Below are 18293 nucleotides of genomic sequence, written 5' to 3' on the forward strand. Positions count from 1 at the left end.
CATGATCGTTTTAGACAACCTGACGCAATTTCAGGCCATCTACCACAAAGGCCGGAAATGGCAACGCTGCCTGGAAGCCATCGCCAACAGCCACCAGCTTCGTCCGGGCGTTATGCACTCGGTGGGCGATTCACTGGTGTACATGGTTCAGGAAAGTGCCGAGCCGGTATCAGACGCTTTTCTGGGTCACCGCCGCTATCTGGATGTGCATTACTACCTGAGCGGCAGTGAAACCTTTGAAGTTGCGGATAAATCAGCGTTAAGGACGCTTGAAGCCTATCAGAATGAAACCGATCGCGAATGGCTGGCTTGTGATGGAGAGAAAGGCGAAACAGATGAAAAACCTGAAATGCGCCATGTCAGCGCCGGACAAATCGCCATTTTCGATAACACCAAAGCTTACCGATTCTGTGGCGAATCTGAGGGGCATCCAGTACGGAAAGTCGTCCTCAAAGTCACCATTGAAGACGGCTATTTCCTGAATAAATAACAAGTTCTGAGATACCAGCAACACCGAAAGCTATCGCTACTGAATATCGCTACTGAAATATAGCTACCGAACTGTAGCACCTGAACCGTAGCGATTTAACCGTAGCGATTTAACCGAAAAGCACCCGGCGCGGCATCTGCCTCGGTGGTCCGGGAACGAAACAAAAAAACAGAGAGGGACAGGTATCACAGTTACCCAGTCCCTCCTTCCCTACAATACCGACGTGATTCACTGGAGAACCCTATGTCTGAATCCAAACGTAATACGCTCGGCAAGTTCGGCTTATTGTCGATGACTTTTGCCGCCGTTTTCAGCTTTAACAATGTCATTAACAACAACATCGAAATCGGTCTGGCTTCGGCGCCGATGTTCTTTCTGGCAACCATTTTTTACTTTATTCCGTTTTGCCTGATCGTGGCGGAGTTCGTTTCCCTGAACAAAAATTCGGAAGCCGGTGTGTATGCCTGGGTCAAAAGCTCTCTAGGCGGACGCTGGGCATTCATTTCCGCCTACACCTATTGGTTCGTGAACCTGTTCTTTTTTACCTCGCTGCTGCCGCGCGTTATTGCGTATGCCTCTTATGCGTTCCTTGGCTACGAGTACGTGCTTACCCCGTTTGCGACCACTTTTCTCAGCATGCTGCTTTTTGCCTTTGCCACCTATGTTTCAACCAACGGAGCCAAAATGCTGGGGCCTATTACGTCGGTCACTTCCTCACTCATGCTGCTACTGACGCTGTCTTACATTCTGCTGTCCGGCGCAGCGCTGCTGGGTGGTGTCGAACCTGCAGACCCTATTACGGTAGAGGCGATGATCCCTGATTTCAGCTGGGCATTTCTTGGCATTACAACCTGGATTTTTATGGCTGCCGGTGGCGCAGAATCTGTTGCCGTGTATGTCAATGACGTAAAAGGCGGCTCTAAATCTTTCGTCAAAGTGATCATTCTGGCCGGTATCTTTATCGGGGTGCTGTATTCGGTCGCTTCTGTGCTGATCAATGTGTTTGTGGTCAGTGACGACCTCAAATTCACGGGTGGCTCAGTTCAGGTATTTGAAGGCCTGGCAACCCATTTTGGCCTGCCTGAAATTCTGATGAACCGCTTTGTCGGACTGGTTTCTTTCACCGCCATGTTTGGCTCGCTATTGATGTGGACAGCTACACCCGTGAAAATCTTCTTCTCTGAAATCCCGTCCGGCATTTTTGGTGAGAAAACTGTCGCGCTGAACGAAAACGGCGTACCGGCTCGCGCAGCCTGGATCCAGTACCTGATTGTTCTGCCGCTGATGATTATCCCTAGTCTGGGTTCCAACACTGCACAGGATCTGATGAACACAGTGATCAACATGACTGCTGCGGCTTCTATGCTGCCACCACTGTTTATCATGCTGGCCTACCTGAACCTGCGTCTGAAGCTGGATCATCTGGAACGCGACTTCAAAATGGGCTCACGAATGACCGGGATTGTGGCGGTCTCTATCCTGATTGGTATTTTCACCGTCGGCTTCCTGGCATCGACATTCCCGACCGGTGCCGACATCATGACCATCATCTTCTACAACGTCGGCGGAATTGTGATTTTCCTTGGCTACGCGTGGTGGAAATACAGCCAGTACGAAAAGACGTTATCGAAAGAGGAGCGCTTGGCGGAAGCCAGCCCATCAGCTCTGGCTATCGATTAATGTCGCCGCCACTTCTGGCGAGTTAGTCATGCAGCCCCTTCCTAAGATGGAAGGGGCTGTTGCATTTTACCAAACCCAGTTATACCCGTTCTGATGCCGTTGCTTTTAAAAACAAGACGTTGCATATTGTCATTCTATCCGCTTCAAAAAAACGTTCGCATCGCAGTAAAAACGACATGGATAAATCACCCATTAAACAGGCCACAACCAGAATTGCCTGACGGGAGCGAGACCGGAACCAAATCATATCTATCGTTGAGCAGCACCTCGTGCGCTGCAGCCTCAATGGACCCGACAATGACAACTTCAGGGATAAGCATGACCGAGACAAACTTCATACCGCGCCACACGTTATACCCCCGCCCCTTAGCGGCTGGCAGCAAAATTGCCGTGACGGCTTTTTCCTCCGGCGTAGAAGCAGAGTGTCATCCGAGGTTGAACAAAGTGCTGGCGAACCTCAGAGCACAAGGATTTGACGTCATTGAAGGCCAGTGTCTGCGACAAAACATTAAGCACGCCAGCGCCAGCAAAGCACAACGCGCACAGGAGCTGATGCGGTTCCTGTGTGACGATTCCATTGATGCCGTGATGCCTCCCTGGGGCGGCGAGCTGGCAATGGATATCCTGCCCCTGCTTGATTACGACCGTCTCCGCACCGTGCGTCCCAAATGGCTGGTTGGGTTTTCCGATGTCAGCACCGTATTGACCGCCATGACCACCAAGCTGGGCTGGGCTACCGTTCACACGGCCAACCTGATGGAGATGCATCCTGATGAGGGCTGTGCATTCGTAATCAGCGTAATCCCCTCTTTGAAACAAGAAGCCGGGGCCAGCCTGCATCAGCAATCCTCCACCGCCTATCAGATTCATGGAGAATCGTTTGCTGTCAATCCGGATACAATCCTCAAGCCTTGCGAGCCGACCTATTGGAAACTGCTTGGCAAACAGCGTAGTGCCTCTTTTCGCGGGAGACTCATTGGAGGGTGCTTTGATATCCTGCACCACCTTGTCGGCACAGAATATTTGGATCTCAACGCATTGGATCGGCGCTTTCAGGGTGACGGTATTATTCTCTATCTCGAAAATGCAGAGATGTCACCAACCGATCTATACCGCGCCCTGCTTAGCCTGAAATACCGGGGGGTCTTCAGCAAAGTCAACGCCGTGATCTTTGGCCGCAACGCGTTTATCTCTGATTCTATGGCCGCCGACGCCAATCAGGCCATGACCTCAGAAGAAGCCCTGCTGTCAGCCCTTGACGATATCGATATTCCTGTCGTGTACGATGCAGATATCGGTCACTTTCCACCGAACCTGACCCTGTTTAACGGGGCACTTGCCGAAGTGGCTGTCGATAACGGGCGGGCAACCGTCACCCAGTACCTGAAGTAAATCCGCAACCAGACTGGCAGACGTCCCCGACGCCAGCTGGTAGCAAGCATTAGATATTAGTCGGTCTTAGATTTTCGGTGATAGATATTCGGAGATAAATATTGGGTGATAGATATTGGGTAATAGTTTTTGGGGATTCAGCGGGCTCTGGTTAGCCAATGTCCAGCCAGCTCAAAAGCAGGGGCATGATACAGCACGAAACCAGTGACACCGTTTTCGGGAACAGATCAAAGTGGAACCGTTCCCAAGCAAGGGCAAAAAAGAAGTCAGGACAAGCCTGACTGCAATAATGACAGGGTGAAAACACCACATGTCTGAATTGTGATTGTTCGTTATACGCTCATGAATGAGCAACACGGATTCTATTACGTCCCCGCCTGATACCCAACCGGCTTTTTGGCATAAAAAGCGAGCGATCACGGAAATCAAACAACCCAGCGAAATTTCTGTGATCAACCGCTGATCACCCTTCGATATAGCCAGGTTCCGTGAGGTTGAACCAGTTTTGCGTTCATCTCTGCAACCAAGTTTGTTACAGTTTTTCCTATCTTTGACTCTGTTTATGCTAATCATCTGAAATGGAAGAAATCTTTTTTGCCGGTGGCTGTTTGTGGGGCGTTCAGGAGTTCATGAAGCACCTGCCCGGCGTCATAAGCACCGAAGCGGGCCGAGCCAACGGCACAACGAACACGACCCAAGGCGAGTATGACGGCTATGCCGAGTGTGTTCGCACCCAGTTCGACCCAAGCGTGATATCGGTTGAGCAGCTGATGGACTATTTTTTCGAGATCATCGATCCCTACAGCGTGAACAAACAAGGACAGGATGTGGGAGAAAAATACCGCACCGGTGTTTACAGTCGCCATCCGGCACACTTAGAAAAAGTGCAAAATTACATCCTTGCCCGAGATGATGCGCGTTTGATCGCTGTAGAGGTGTTACCGCTGCACAACTATGTCAAAAGTGACGATGAGCATCAGGACAGATTGACCCTTCACCCTGAAGATCACAGCTATTGCCACATCCCGTTTGATCTTTTGCATAAATACAAAAAAACCTAGCGGGCAGCACTTCGAAGAGCATGACTGCCGACCACAAAAGCCGGTATAAAAAAACCGCTGTCATCACAGCGGTTTTTTGTTTCTGTTACTGTCTGTCCGGCCCAAGCCCGTCAGGTAATGTTACGCCGACTGCGGACGCGGCTGACGACGCTTTGCTGCTTGCGGATTACCGCCTGGCTTTTTGCCCGCAGGTTTACCCGGTTTGGCAGCACCCGAACGCGATGAACCTGGTTTGGTACCAGCGGCATCCCGCGCTTGCCCTTTTGGTTTGCTGTTGCCTTTAGCGGCACCGTTTTTCACTGGGCCTTTCGCAGCCCCTCGGCCAGCGCCACCATTGGTGCGACGTTTTGGTTGCTGTCCGGCTTTAGATTCCTTACCCTCAGCATTTGCAGCACCTGGCGTTTTTGGTTTTTTCGGCTTCTTCGGTTTAATTGGACGCGTATCCAGTTTCGATTCCGGTACGGTATTGGTTGCCTTATAGCCGTCCAGTTCAACACGCGGAAGCAGTTCCTGAATCAAACGCTCAATCGCGAACAGTTCTGGCGCTTCTATGGCAGAGACCAAAGAAATGGCCTTACCGGTTTCTCCCGCACGGCCGGTACGCCCGATACGGTGTACATAATCTTCCGCCACTTTTGGCAGTTCAAAGTTCACCACCTGAGGCAACTGAGGAATATCAATCCCGCGAGCAGCGATATCCGTCGCCACCAGCACCCGAAGCTCACCTGACTTAAAGTTGGCCAGTGCTTTGGTACGAGCCCCCTGGCTCTTGTTGCCGTGAATTGCTGCAGCCGCCAGACCTTCTTCAGTCAAGAATGCAGCCAGTCGGTTTGCGCCGTGCTTGGTACGGGTAAAGACCAACACCTGCTGCCAGTCACCGTCTTTAATCAGCTTAACCAGCATCGGCGCTTTCTTTTTCACGTCCGCCGGATAAATGCACTGCTCAACCGTTCTGGCTGTCGAGTTTGCCGGGTTAACCGAAATCTCAACCGGATTGTTCACCAGCCCCTTGGCCAGCGCACGGATTTCATCAGAAAACGTGGCAGAGAACAGCAGGTTCTGGCGCTTCGCTGGCAGCAAATCAAGAATTTTCCGGATATCGCGAATAAAGCCCATATCCAGCATGCGGTCTGCTTCATCCAGAACCAGCACTTCCAGTTGATCAAACTTCACCGCTTTCTGCTGATACAGATCCATCAAACGACCCGGCGTAGCCACCAGTACATCAGCCCCTTTGCGCAGACGCAACATTTGCGGATTAATCTTCACGCCACCAAAAACCACCGCACTGTTCAGCGGCAGGTGACGGCTGTAGGTGTAGACGTTTTCCTGTACCTGAGCCGCCAGTTCGCGGGTTGGCGTCAGGATAAGGGCACGGATATGGTTGCCCTTGACTCGCGGGCCATTAGCCAGGCGATCCAGAATCGGCAGCGTGAAGCCTGCGGTTTTACCTGTCCCAGTCTGAGCTGCTGCCATGACATCTTTGCCTTCCAGCACGGCAGGAATCGCCTGCGCCTGAATAGGTGAAGGGGTATCGTATCCTTTTTCCTGAACAGCTTTAAGGATTGGTGCAGAAAGACCTAACGAGGTAAAACCCATATTTGATTCTCAATTGTTGTTGATATAAACATTCGTCGCCAACGATAGTGACGAAAAGTCCGACATTCTGAGGTTTTCACGGCGGTGTAGCAACCAAAAATTGTCTTTTGCCCACCAGAAAGCAGGAAATCAGGGGGAAAGTGGGATGGACTGGAAGATTGCTTTAGGGAAATGAGCGGCACTGGCCTCTCTGGTTACATCCCAAGCAGTGGTTACCTGTCGCCAGATACGAAAAACCCCAGCATCTCTGCTGGGGTTTAGAATGTGGCGGAGAGATAGGGATTTGAACCCTAGATACGCTATTAACGTATGCCGGTTTTCAAGACCGGTGCTTTCAACCACTCAGCCATCTCTCCGTAAGTGCGGTGAATATTACGAATCCCGCGGTAGCTTGTAAAGGGCAAAATTACCCACACCGAATCAAGCGATTAAGGTTACAGCGAAAACATGGATTTTGTTGCCTTTCCAATCATTTCACCGGCTATTTTTCATGCATAATACCGTCAGATGTCAGGAATATTCAGTTAATCAGGAGACGTGATGCCTACCCTTACTCCCCAACCAACCATGAGTGACTTCCAGCACTATGTCGCGGAATTGGAAATCGAACGCAATTTTGCCCAGCAACCGGTGCTAGCAAAATGCCTGTTAATGGGTGAAGAAGTCGGCGAACTGTTTAAAGCCATTCGCAAAGCAGAAGGAATCGCCACCAATCCTCACTCAACAATCGGCGACATTGGTGATGAGCTGGCTGATGTGTTTATTTACCTCTGCTCACTGGCAAACCGCTATGACATAAACCTTGAACATGCCTTTCGCCAAAAAGAAGAGAAAAATAAACAGCGCACCTGGTTAACCCGCTAAGACCGGGATGACCCACCAGAATTTCGGTGATCAGCTACGATGCTGGATTGAATATATTGGAGCTATATACAGGAAAGGCTTGGCAATGTTGCCAGCCCTTACCCGATGAGCATCCAACTACCTTGTTGTAACACTCGCACTCGAAGAAAACAGGACATTGTTTGAAATGCGAGCCGCTTACTGTGACTTGTTCGTACGGGTTTTCTCCACTCCCCTCTCTGTTTTCTTTTCTCTGCTTCTTTTCTCAATTGTTTTTCTCTACTTTCAGTCCTCTGTTCTCAGCTCGCCCCTTGAAGCACTCGTCATTTAACCCTGTATGCTAAATCGGGTAGCACACTGAGAGTCTCACTTTTTAATCCTGCCAGTCTCAAATAACGGCCCTTTGTTAATGAGATGTAACCTTTTGTTGTGAGCGTTTTGTATACAATATACATTTTCTATCAGACCCACTCACACGGAAGTAAACGGATATGATGAAAGCCAAGAAGATCGTACTGCTCAGTACCCTGATAGCGAGTTTGCTTAGCCCGGCGGTAATGGCCGCCCCCTATCCGGCGGGAACCCAACTGGCCAATAAACAGGAAATTACCCTGAATAATGGCGCAGAAGTCACGTCCATCGATCCGGCCAAGCAGGCTGCTGAGCCGGCATTTAATCTGGGACGCGACTTATTTGAAGGGCTCACCACGCAGGATAAAACCGGTAAAACCATTCCGGGTATCGCGACCCGCTGGGAGGTTAACGACGACAATACGGTGTATACCTTTCATCTGCGCCCTTCCCGTTGGTCAAACGGTAAGCCACTGACTGCACAGGATTTCGTGTACAGCTGGCAACGTCTGATCAATCCTGAAACCGCCTCGCCGTATGCCTGGTTTGCCGCCATTCCCGGTATTGTTAATTCGAAGGCCATCATGAACGGCCAAGCTGATCCCGCCACCCTTGGCGTGAAAGCCATTGATGATCTGACGTTTGAGGTCACGCTGGAGAAGCCCGTGCCGTTTTTCGTCAAATTGCTGAGCCATCCGGTGCTGGCACCGGTGCCGCGTGAAATCGTTGAACAAAATGGCAGTGCCTGGACCCAACCGGCACATATCGTGACCAATGGCGCTTTCACCGTTGCCGAATGGAAGGTGAATGAAAAAATGGTGATGGTGAAAAATGCCCACTACTGGAACGCCGATGAGGTGGTGCTGGATAAAATTACTTGGCTACCAATTGGGGATGCCAACGTGTCACTGAACCGCTTCCTGGCGGGTGAGATTGATGAAGCCCTGTCGATCCCGGCAGCACAAAAGAACCGCATTCTGAAACAGTTCCCGGAGAAGGTCGCCAATACCGGTGCGTCACTGGGTTCGACATTCTATTACCTGAACACGCAATCCGGTGCGACCCAGGATTTGCGCGTGCGTCAGGCTCTGGCCTACGCCATTGACCGCGACATCATGACCCAAGCGGTGGTGAAAAACGGTGGGGTGCCAATGTATACCCTGGTGCCGCCGCAAACAGACGGGTTCCAGAGTTTTATCCCGGAATTTGCCACCTGGACACAAAAAGTCCGCAACCAGAAAGCCAAGCAACTGCTGACGGACGCCGGTTACGGCGCAGCAAATCCTCTTAAGCTGACTTTCACCATTCCAACGTTCTCTACTGACGTCAAAATCGCCACGGCGATGGCCGGCATGTGGAAAAGCGTGCTGGGTGCTCAGGTGGAAATCAAACAGCTGGAACCCAAGGTGTTCTATGCGTTGAAAGAGCCGGGCAACATCAGCCGCGGCGGCTGGACGGCTGATTACAACGAAGCCTCAACCTGGCTGGATATCTTTGTTTCCACCGGCGAGTACAACGATTCCCGCTACAACAACCCGCAATATGATGAATGGATGCAGGAGTCCAAGTCCCTTTCCGATCCCGCCGCAATCTACATGCAGGCTGAAAAACAGTTGATCGCCGATATGGCCGTCATTCCGATGTTCCGCCCGGGCGATGATCAGTACCTGCGCCAGCCTTATATCGGCGGCTATGAACGCACAAATCCAGAGTCGGCATTCTATCGCAAAAACGTCTACGTCAAGGCGCACTAATGCCTCTGCCGGCTTGAATTCCGGTACGTTTCTCGGTTTATAACCCGGTATTGAACTTGGCATGGCGACGCAGCCGGCACCCTGACCGCGCTGCCCGCTATGCCATTTTCTGCAAGCGTTATGGTCAGGCTTCCACTGGCTGGGCTCTTCAGCTGGCTGAGAGGTTGATGTTGATTATGCGCTTCAAGGAAACCGGCATCGTTCAAATCGGTCAATAAGGTGACCTAATGTTTCTCTATATTTTTCGTCGTATGTTAATCGCCATTCCGACCCTGCTGTTTATCGCACTGGTGTCGTTCTGGCTTATGCACATTGCCCCCGGTGGTCCGTTTGATATGGAACGGCCGATGCCGGAGATCGTTCGCGCCAATATCGAGGCCAAGTTTCACTTAAACGAGCCTTTTTTAGTGCAGTTTTTCATCTATATCTCAAACTTTGTTCAGGGTGATCTGGGGCCGAGTTTTGTTTATCAGGACTTTACCGTCACCCAGTTGGTTGCCCAGTCCTGGCCGGTATCCGCCATTCTGGGACTGCTGTCGTTTGTAATTGCTGTCCCGACCGGCATGTTTCTCGGCACGGTGGCGGCTCTGAATCGCAACAGCCGACTGGATTACCTGCTGATGTCCCTGTCGATGACAGGCATCGTGATTCCGGCATTCGTACTGGCTCCGGTGTTAGTAACGGTGTTTTCTGTACACCTGGGCTGGCTGCCTGCCGGTGGCTGGGAAGGCGGCAAACCCGCATTTCTGGTGCTGCCGGTACTGAGTCTGGCCATCGGCTCCATCGCCAGCATTGCCCGGGTCATGCGCGGGGCGATGATCGAAACCCTGAACCAGCCTTACATCCGTACCGCCAAGGCCAAGGGGCTCTCAACCCGCTATATCCTGATTCACCATGCGCTACGCCCCTCACTGATCCCCATCATTGCCATGCTGGGTCCCAGTTTTGTCGCCGTGGTTACGGGCTCAGTCATCATTGATATTTTCTTTGGTACCGGTGGTATGGGTCAGCACTTTGTCTCTGGCGCACTGAACCGGGATTACGGCCTGGTGATGGGAATTACCCTTATCGTGGCCACGCTCACCATCCTGTTTAACCTCGTGGTCGACATTCTCTATACCGTCATCGACCCTCGCATTCGTATGTAGGAACCCGAGCATGTTAACGAAAAAACTCGACACACAGGCACTCACTGAATCACTGACCCAAACTCCCGATGCGGTAGAAGGCCGCAGTCTGTGGCAGGACGCCTGGGGGCGGTTCCGGCAGAACAAAGCGGCCATGGGTTCAGTAGGTGTACTACTGCTGATCGTCCTGTGCATCTCCTTTGGCCCATCCCTGTCATCGTTCGCCCACGATGAAATTGACTGGAGCGTAGTGGCAGAGCCCCATGAGCTGGGCCGACCGTCCCTGAGCTCCGGCCACTATTTCGGCACCGACGATCTGGGACAGGATCTGTTTGCCCGCACCATGCAGGGCGGTCGGCTGTCGATCATGGTTGGCTTCCTCGGCGCACTGGTGGCCGTGGTAATCGGCACCCTATGGGGCAGCATATCCGGCTTTGTCGGAGGAGTCGTCGACAGCGCCATGATGCGGGTGATTGAGGTGCTGGACTCGGTACCCTTTATGTTCATGGTCATCATGTTTGTGACCCTGTTTGGCAACAATATCTATCTGATTTTTATTGTCATTGGCATGGTGTCCTGGCTCGGTATTGCTCGGGTGGTACGGGGCGTCACATTCAGCCTGAAAAAACGCGAGTTCATCGAAGCCGCGCATTCGATCGGGGTATCGAGACTGACTATTGTCCGCCGCCATATTCTGCCGAATGTCCTGGGCATTGTGATGGTGTATTCCTCGCTGATGGTGCCCGGTTTCATCATGTTTGAATCGTTTCTCAGCTTCCTTGGGCTTGGCGTGCAGCCGCCGGATACCAGTTGGGGCGTCCTGATCTCAGAAGGTGCGAAAACTATCGATGTTGCCATCTGGCAGCTGCTGTTTCCGTCTCTGTTTCTGGTTGCCACGCTGTTCTGTTTTAACTTCATCGGCGACGGCCTGCGTGACGCACTGGACCCGAAAGACCGTTAATCCGCGCAGCGCGTGAAAGCGCTGCTCACAAGGAAAAGTTCGCAAGGATAAGCAATGACGATTTTATCTGTAGAAAACATGAATGTGCGTTTTCGCACCCCTGACGGGCTGGTGCAGGCGGTCAGTGATCTGTCGTATTCCGTCAGCGCCGGCGAAACTCTGGGCATTGTCGGCGAATCCGGCTCAGGCAAAAGCCAGTCGGTTTTTGCCCTGATGGGGCTGACCGCAGACAACGGCATCACAGAAGGCCTGGCAAACTTCCACGGCACCAATTTACTTGGCCTGTCTGCTCGTGAGCTCAACCATATCCGCGCGGAAAAAATCGGGATGATCTTTCAGGATCCGATGACTTCGCTTAACCCGTTCGTCAAAATCGGTAAACAGCTGGCTGAAGTGCTGTGCATCCATAAAGGCATGAGCCGAAAAGAGGCCAACCTTGCGGCGATTGCCATGCTGGATGCGGTGCGTATTCCTTCCGCAGCAACGCGGATGAACCAGTATCCACATGAGCTCTCCGGCGGTATGCGCCAGCGGGTGATGATTGCCATGGCCCTGCTGTGCAAACCTGAACTGCTGATTGCCGATGAACCGACTACCGCTCTCGATGTGACGGTACAGGCACAGATCCTGGCGCTGCTACGGGATCTGCAAACCGAATTCAACACCGCCATCATTCTGATCACCCACGACATGGGGGTGGTCGCCGAAATGTGTGACCGGGTGCTGGTCATGTACGGCGGACGTAAAATGGAAGAAGCGGAGACCTTCACGCTGTTCGAGCATCCGGAGCATCCTTATACGCAAGGACTGCTGCAAGCGATTCCGTCCATTCATGAAGACATGGATCGGTTGCCGACCATCCCGGGTAACCCGCCCAGTGCGCTGATCAATCATCAGGGCTGTCCGTTTAAGAATCGCTGCAGTCTGGCTGAATCCGTCTGCCACCAGCAAATACCGGATTTTACCCGACTGTCTGCGACGCAAGCACTCGCTTGTCATCTCAAGGAGCAGGCTTCTCACCTGGCTGGTGCGGCATCCCTGTCTTCGTACAACGCCGTTCAAAACCCTGTCGTGAAATCAGCCTGAGGAAATCACCATGGAACACCAACCAACCTTGCTGTCGGCACGCGGATTGAAAGTCCATTTCCGCACAGGTCAGACAATTCTGCCACGCTGGCTGTCGTCGCATCGTCCCGAGGTGAAAGCGGTGGACGGCATTGATTTAGACATCTATCAGGGAGAAACCCTGGGGATTGTCGGTGAGTCCGGCTGCGGCAAATCGACCCTGGCACGCGCCCTGCTGCGTCTGATTGAACCGACAGATGGCAGCCTGCACTGGCAGGGAGAGGACATGCGGGCGTACAACAAATCGACGCTGACCCGCAAAAGGCGTGACTTTCAGATGATTTTTCAGGATCCCTCCGCGAGTCTGAACCCGCGCCTGACCATCTCAGAATGTATCGCAGAGCCGCTGCTTACCCATGAACCCCAGCTTTCCCGTCGCGACCGCGAGCAACGCGTGTTCCAGATGATGGACAAAGTGGGTCTGCTACCCAGCCAGAGAAACCGTTATCCCCATGAATTTTCCGGCGGACAGTGCCAGCGGGTTGGCATCGCCCGCGCGCTGATCCTCAATCCCAAACTGATCGTGTGTGACGAACCCGTCAGTGCACTCGATGTGTCAATTCAGGCGCAGGTCATCAACCTTCTTAGCGACCTGCAAAAGGAGATGGGGCTGACCATGGTCATGATTGCCCACGACCTGAGCGTAGTACGCCACATCAGCGATCGGGTCATGGTGATGTATTTGGGTCGCCCCATGGAAATCGGCCATTTCCGGGACGTGTTTGACGATGCCCGTCACCCTTACACTCAGGCGCTGCTGTCCGCGGTGCCTGTTGCCAACCCACAATTGGCCAGAACCCGGGATATTCAGCTGCTGCCGGGCGACCTACCGTCACCGCTGAATCCGCCGTCGGGCTGCGTGTTTCGTACCCGCTGTCCGCAAGCAACAGAGGACTGCGCCGAGCAACGTCCGCCACTGACCGGTAAAACCGGCCACCATATTTTCTGTTCACAACTTGATGTTTAAGGAAAAACCCATGAACCAACCGACTGTTTCGCAACGCCTTGCTCAGCTGCGGTCCCAAATGGCAGAGCACCGGTTAGATGCCTATATTGCGACCAACTATGACCCGCACGCCAGCGAGTATTCAGCTGCTCACTGGCTGGCCCGCCAGTGGATCACAGGATTCACCGGTTCTGCTGGCGAAGCGGTGATTCTGCCGGAAGGCGGCGGTTTATGGACCGATGGCCGTTACTACATTCAGGCCGAAGAGCAGTTAAGCGGCAGTGGACTAGACCTGTTTAAGGCCCGCCTGCCGGAAACGCCGAGTATTCCGCAATGGCTGGCTGATACCCTGCCGTCCCAAAGTCGCATTGGGGTAGATGGACGCACCATCAGCTATCATTTTTATCTGTCCCTGCAGGCGGCGGTGGCTGGCAAAGGGATCGATATTGTCCTCACTCACGATTTGATCGGCGCAGTCTGGGCTGATCGCCCAGCGCGTCCGGCCACGCCGGTATTTAATCACCCACTTAAATATGCAGGACTGACAACGGCCCAGAAACTGTCGCAGGTACGCCAACTGATGTCTCAGGACAGCGTCGACGAACTGCTGGTTTCCACGCTGGATGATGTGATGTGGGCACTCAATATTCGTGGTGGTGATACCCTGTACAGCCCGATTTCGGAATCGTACCTGCTGCTGTCAGAGACTCACGCGACACTGTTTATTGACCTGCAAAAACTGCCGACAGACGTTGCCGCCCACCTTGAAACCCAGGGGGTGACATGCCAGCCGTATGAGGAGATTGCCACCGCCCTTTCCGGTCTGGCTGCCGGTCGCCATTTCCGCTGTTGTGACCTTCACACGGATGCTCTGCTGGTCAGCAAATTGCCTGACACCGTCACACTCAGCCACCGATTAAGTTATTTCACTGAGCTCAAAGCCATCAAAAACGAGACTGAGCTGTGCAACATGAAAGAAAGCTTACGTCTGGATGGCATCGCAATGGTGAAGTTCATGCACTGGCTGGATCAGCAAGTGCCTGGGGGCAGCGTGACCGAGCTGAATGCTGAGCAGCAGTTGCAGGCATTTCGCTCCCAACAACCGACATATATCGGCGACAGTTTCCGGACCATTGCCGGTTTTGCCGCACACGGAGCCAAAATGCACTATGCCGCCGACATCGAAAGCAATGCCAACGTCGATGAACCTAACTTTTTCCTGGTCGACTCCGGTGGCCAGTACCTTGGCGGCACGACCGACATCACCCGTACTTTCAGCTTTGGTCAGCTCAGTGAGCAACAACGCACCGATTACACCTTGGTGTTAAAAGCGGTTATTCGCCTGACCCAGACCCGATTTTTGAAGGGTTCAACCGGGGCCAACCTGGACATTATGGCGCGAGGGGTACTCTGGCAGCATGGTATTGACTACAAGTGCGGTACCGGCCATGGCGTTGGCCTGTGCCTGAACGTGCATGAAGGACCGCAAAACTTTTCTCAGTCTCACAAAGAAGTAGCACTGGAACCTAACATGGTGATCACTAACGAGCCGGGCGTTTATCGTGAAGGTGAATACGGCGTACGTATCGAAAACATCATGCAGGTTGTGGAATGTGAAGAAACAGAATTTGGTGCGTTTTATGGCTTCGAAACCCTGACTCTCGCGCCGATTGCCACGCAGGCTCTGGACCTGGAGATGCTGGACAACACAGAGAAACAATGGCTGAACACCTATCACGCACAGGTATATGCCGTGCTCAATGAGGCGTTGACGCTGCAAGAACGAAACTGGCTTCAAACGGCGACCGCACCGGTGTAAGCGCGGTGAGTGTAGTCAACGCATAGCCACCGGGTTTGTCTCCGGAAGCGATGGCGTTTACCTATATCCTTTGTGTCCCTCATTACCAGCCACTGCCATCGTTTAAGGCTGGCCCTCACTTTCCTTGCTTCTGTTATGTTTTGCCGGCCCTGGAGCCGGCTTTTTTTTCATCGCCCCAAGATGTTAATCTCCCCCCTCACCATGTCATGCCATGATCAGTGACTTAAACAGAGACTTAAACTCGCTGCCGTTCACGCTGTGAGCCCTTCTGAGACGCCAACCAACTGACCTTTTAACGCTATAGCCAAGATATTCAGGGTCTTTATGCCGCGGCTAACATTGATCTGTAGGCATTGTTCTGGAGGCATTGAGGTAGCTGATTTTGAAGTGACTGGTTTTGAAGTAACTGGATTTGAAGTGGCTAGTCTTGAAATGGTTTGTTTTCAAGTTGATGGCTTTGATGTCGCTAATTTCAAGTGCCCTGGCTTTAAGCAATCAGAGTTTGAAGGACTTTGTTTCAGGACGTTCGTTTTAGGACGATCTATAGCGAACAAACTTGGTGGCGAGCCCCATTATTCGGACCTTTTCCATTATTCGGAGCATTATCGGTTTTGTGTGAGGTATACATAGGTAACGCGGCACGACAGCCCGTAGCCCTGCCACTTTTCGCCGCTCTTTCACCGGCCTGGAATCATACATCGCATTCAGTAGTAAAAAAGCCCGGCAAAAGCCGGGCTGCGAGAAGCACCGCTGAAACGGGTTACTGACGACACTGGTTACTGCCAGCCTCCACCAATAACGCTGCATTTTCAAAGGAACCCGAGACTTTCAGATATCCCCAATAATTCGCCTGATGTTCCAGAATAATGCATTCACTGTTACCCATATTTGCCGATGATGCCTGCACATTGGTACCATCTGGCCAATTCAGGTTGCTGTATTCCAGCGTCAGGTCGCCAGTCCCGTTGCCCGCCGTAATGGCAGTGGTCTGATATTCACTGACAGCCGGAATACTGAACCACAATACGTCAGACGCTGAAGCCGTGTCGGCCAGACAGGCCGCTTCATCCAGTGCTAAACGCCCATCACTGATTTTTGGCAGTACTACGCAGTTTTCCGGCAAGCCGGTATTACCACCAGATTCACCGCCCCCTTCATTACCGGAGCCTGTCCCCTCACCGTTCCCAGCGCCACTGTCGCCCTTCGCCAGCGCCTCGGTCCATTGGGCAAATTCTGACTGATACTGATTTGCCCAACCGCTAATGATCGCCTTGTATTCAGCCCAGCGTCCCTGTCGGGTGGCACTCAGCATACGTTGAACTTCATCAGGATGACGCTCAAACATGAATCGCACCGCCAGATATCCCCATCGGTAAATACGATCCACATCAAAACCGTCATACGTCGTGTCAAACACCTGCGCCAGAGTGTACGTGCTGCCATCCTGAATGGTGGCAATCGCCTGAGGATTATCATTTACCCGCGACACATACTCGGCCACCCCTTCGCTCCACCAGACCACAAGCTCGGTAGGCGTACCAAAATCGCCATACATATTGAACCGCCCATCCAAATAGTGGACGTACTCGTGCTCAAGATTCCAGACAAAATGGTCCGGGTTGGCATAGCTGGCTTCATACGCGATGAAATTGGGAATATTGCCCACATTGGCCGGATTCCCCTCGAGGTACATACCGCCGTTGTTGGTATCAATCCCAAATATCGGACCGGCATATTTACCGTAATCGGTATCGGAATTAAAAATATTCACCTGCAGCTGCGTATTATGATCATCAGCCACCGGCTGATTACCGGTTTCAAGCGTGGTGTGGAAAAATGACTCTTCATAAGCCATTTTGTCGCAAGCCGCGAGATGCTGTGCCTGCGACATATCCTGTGAGCGAATTTTAATCGTATCACTACAGATAAAAGTCTGGTTCAGCGCCGCATCACGCAGCGCGTCTTCAAAGCCACAGATGTTGAACTGGCTGCAATCAGCATAATAAGAGGCCGTATCCGCCGCCCCCAGCCAGATAGCATCTCCATCGCCATAGGACGGATACTGGCCGAAGATCGCGGTTAATCCTTCCGTGACTTTAGGCGCAATGGTCGCGTCCGTGTAGCGAGCTAACCGCCCCAGTTCTCTGGCCGCATTGGCCGCCATAAACTCCGTTGGCGAATTCACTTTCGTACGGTCCAGCGCAAATGCCTGTAAGGCCGTCACCAACGCAGTCTGCTCGCCAATCAGGCTGGTGTACTGATTGTTCCACTGCCCGCCAAACAAAATAGTAAAGACACCATTGACCGCGTTTCGCATATACCAGTGCTCGGCATATTGCGCATTCCAACGGGTCAGCCACTGCGTCACTACATCGAGATAGGCATGCTGTAGCCCAGCACTGTCCATCGTGATGATCACCTCGTTCAGCACCTTGCCATGAGCGTCGCCGTTGTCATAAAAATGGGCATTCTGGACAAACGCATCCACGGCACCTTTCACTGCCGGCGTCACCCACGACAGAAACGTGATATTGCTGTTATAAAACTCAGCGTAATACCCCGCCCGAAGATACAGATACAAGGCTTCCAGCTCATCACTGCCCCCGCCCGCATATTGCTGCGCCAGTGTTCGGGTATATTGTGCGACGTTATACATGTGGTTGGACGAAAACGCGGCTTCCTGTACTCCCGTGTCAGCACTAAACAAGGCATTGACACAACTGGCGCCCTGCTGGCGAATCGCGGCCATCAACTGGTTACTGCTGGTCGTCTGAAACTGGCTGAGATCACACTGTTCAACCGCATCCTGCTGAACCGATACCTGACGTTTCAGTAACGTTGGCGGTTCCGGCTGCTGAGTAGCATCTGTCGGCCGATATTGCCGATCCGTGCGTTCAAGCCCGTGGATATGTTGCTCTGGCTGAAGCCTGGTACTTTGCTGCAGCAAATTTGGCTGCAACTTTTGTTGAACCGGCATGCCCGGGTGAGAAAACACCTCAGATGCATACACCGACTGACCCACAAGCAGGGCTGATACCGTTAACGCAAGTGCTTTAAGTTCCATCTTTTTCTTCTCTTGAAGTTAATGTTTTCATCCTTCAACGACTTCAAACAGGATGTGTAAATGCAATCACCAGGGTGACAG

13 protein-coding genes and 1 tRNA gene are annotated in these 18293 nt (G+C 52.5%); 11 read left to right on the forward strand and 3 right to left on the reverse strand.

Annotated elements, in window-relative coordinates:
* Nucleotide 1 precedes the first annotated feature (1 nt).
* From C9I92_RS17600 to C9I92_RS17615, 4 genes are all read left to right on the forward strand, one after another.
* Entirely contained in the window at nt 2–490 is a 489-nt protein-coding gene (locus C9I92_RS17600) for a beta-galactosidase subunit beta (protein WP_047886260.1), read from the forward strand.
* Nucleotides 491–733: 243 nt separating this feature from the next.
* A complete protein-coding gene (locus tag C9I92_RS17605) occupies nt 734–2170 on the forward strand; it encodes an amino acid permease (protein WP_047886261.1) in 1437 nt (478 codons plus the stop codon).
* A 318-nt stretch (nt 2171–2488) separates the two neighbouring features.
* On the forward strand, nt 2489–3562 hold the full coding sequence (locus C9I92_RS17610; protein ID WP_047886262.1) for a S66 family peptidase: 1074 nt from the start codon (nt 2489–2491) through the stop codon (nt 3560–3562).
* A 578-nt stretch (nt 3563–4140) separates the two neighbouring features.
* A complete protein-coding gene (locus tag C9I92_RS17615; RefSeq protein ID WP_047886263.1) occupies nt 4141–4623 on the forward strand; it encodes a peptide-methionine (S)-S-oxide reductase in 483 nt (160 codons plus the stop codon).
* A 120-nt stretch (nt 4624–4743) separates the two neighbouring features.
* On the opposite strand, the gene C9I92_RS17620 is transcribed toward C9I92_RS17615, so the two are convergent.
* The gene (locus tag C9I92_RS17620) at nt 4744–6222 is read right to left on the reverse strand and encodes a DEAD/DEAH box helicase (protein ID WP_047886264.1); all 1479 of its coding nucleotides are present in this window, start codon (nt 6220–6222) and stop codon (nt 4744–4746) included.
* Between the two features lie 265 nt (nt 6223–6487).
* Nucleotides 6488–6578: transfer RNA gene (locus tag C9I92_RS17625), tRNA-Ser, on the reverse strand.
* Between the two features lie 184 nt (nt 6579–6762).
* Here C9I92_RS17625 and C9I92_RS17630 point away from each other — a divergent pair.
* The 7 genes from C9I92_RS17630 (at nt 6763) to C9I92_RS17660 (ending at nt 15148) form a co-directional block, all read left to right on the forward strand.
* Nucleotides 6763–7086, forward strand: a complete 324-nt coding sequence (locus tag C9I92_RS17630) for a MazG nucleotide pyrophosphohydrolase domain-containing protein (protein WP_047886265.1) — start codon at nt 6763–6765, stop codon at nt 7084–7086.
* Nucleotides 7087–7559: 473 nt separating this feature from the next.
* Nucleotides 7560–9170, forward strand: coding sequence for a peptide ABC transporter substrate-binding protein (locus tag C9I92_RS17635; protein WP_047886410.1), 1611 nt, complete (start codon nt 7560–7562; stop codon nt 9168–9170).
* 227 nt (nt 9171–9397) lie between these two features.
* Nucleotides 9398–10318, forward strand: coding sequence for an oligopeptide ABC transporter permease OppB (gene oppB / locus C9I92_RS17640; protein ID WP_047886266.1), 921 nt, complete (start codon nt 9398–9400; stop codon nt 10316–10318).
* A 10-nt stretch (nt 10319–10328) separates the two neighbouring features.
* Entirely contained in the window at nt 10329–11258 is a 930-nt protein-coding gene (locus C9I92_RS17645) for an ABC transporter permease subunit (RefSeq protein WP_047886267.1), read from the forward strand.
* Between the two features lie 54 nt (nt 11259–11312).
* A complete protein-coding gene (locus tag C9I92_RS17650) occupies nt 11313–12344 on the forward strand; it encodes an ABC transporter ATP-binding protein (RefSeq protein ID WP_047886268.1) in 1032 nt (343 codons plus the stop codon).
* A 10-nt stretch (nt 12345–12354) separates the two neighbouring features.
* Entirely contained in the window at nt 12355–13350 is a 996-nt protein-coding gene (locus C9I92_RS17655; protein ID WP_047886269.1) for an ABC transporter ATP-binding protein, read from the forward strand.
* A gap of 10 nt (nt 13351–13360) precedes the next feature.
* The gene (locus C9I92_RS17660) at nt 13361–15148 is read left to right on the forward strand and encodes an aminopeptidase P family protein (RefSeq protein WP_047886270.1); all 1788 of its coding nucleotides are present in this window, start codon (nt 13361–13363) and stop codon (nt 15146–15148) included.
* Between the two features lie 760 nt (nt 15149–15908).
* Here C9I92_RS17660 and C9I92_RS17665 read toward each other — a convergent pair.
* The gene (locus C9I92_RS17665; RefSeq protein WP_047886271.1) at nt 15909–18212 is read right to left on the reverse strand and encodes a M9 family metallopeptidase; all 2304 of its coding nucleotides are present in this window, start codon (nt 18210–18212) and stop codon (nt 15909–15911) included.
* Nucleotides 18213–18293 lie beyond the last annotated feature (81 nt).

It is taken from the genome of Photobacterium ganghwense (assembly GCF_003025595.1).
GTDB lineage: Bacteria > Pseudomonadota > Gammaproteobacteria > Enterobacterales > Vibrionaceae > Photobacterium > Photobacterium ganghwense.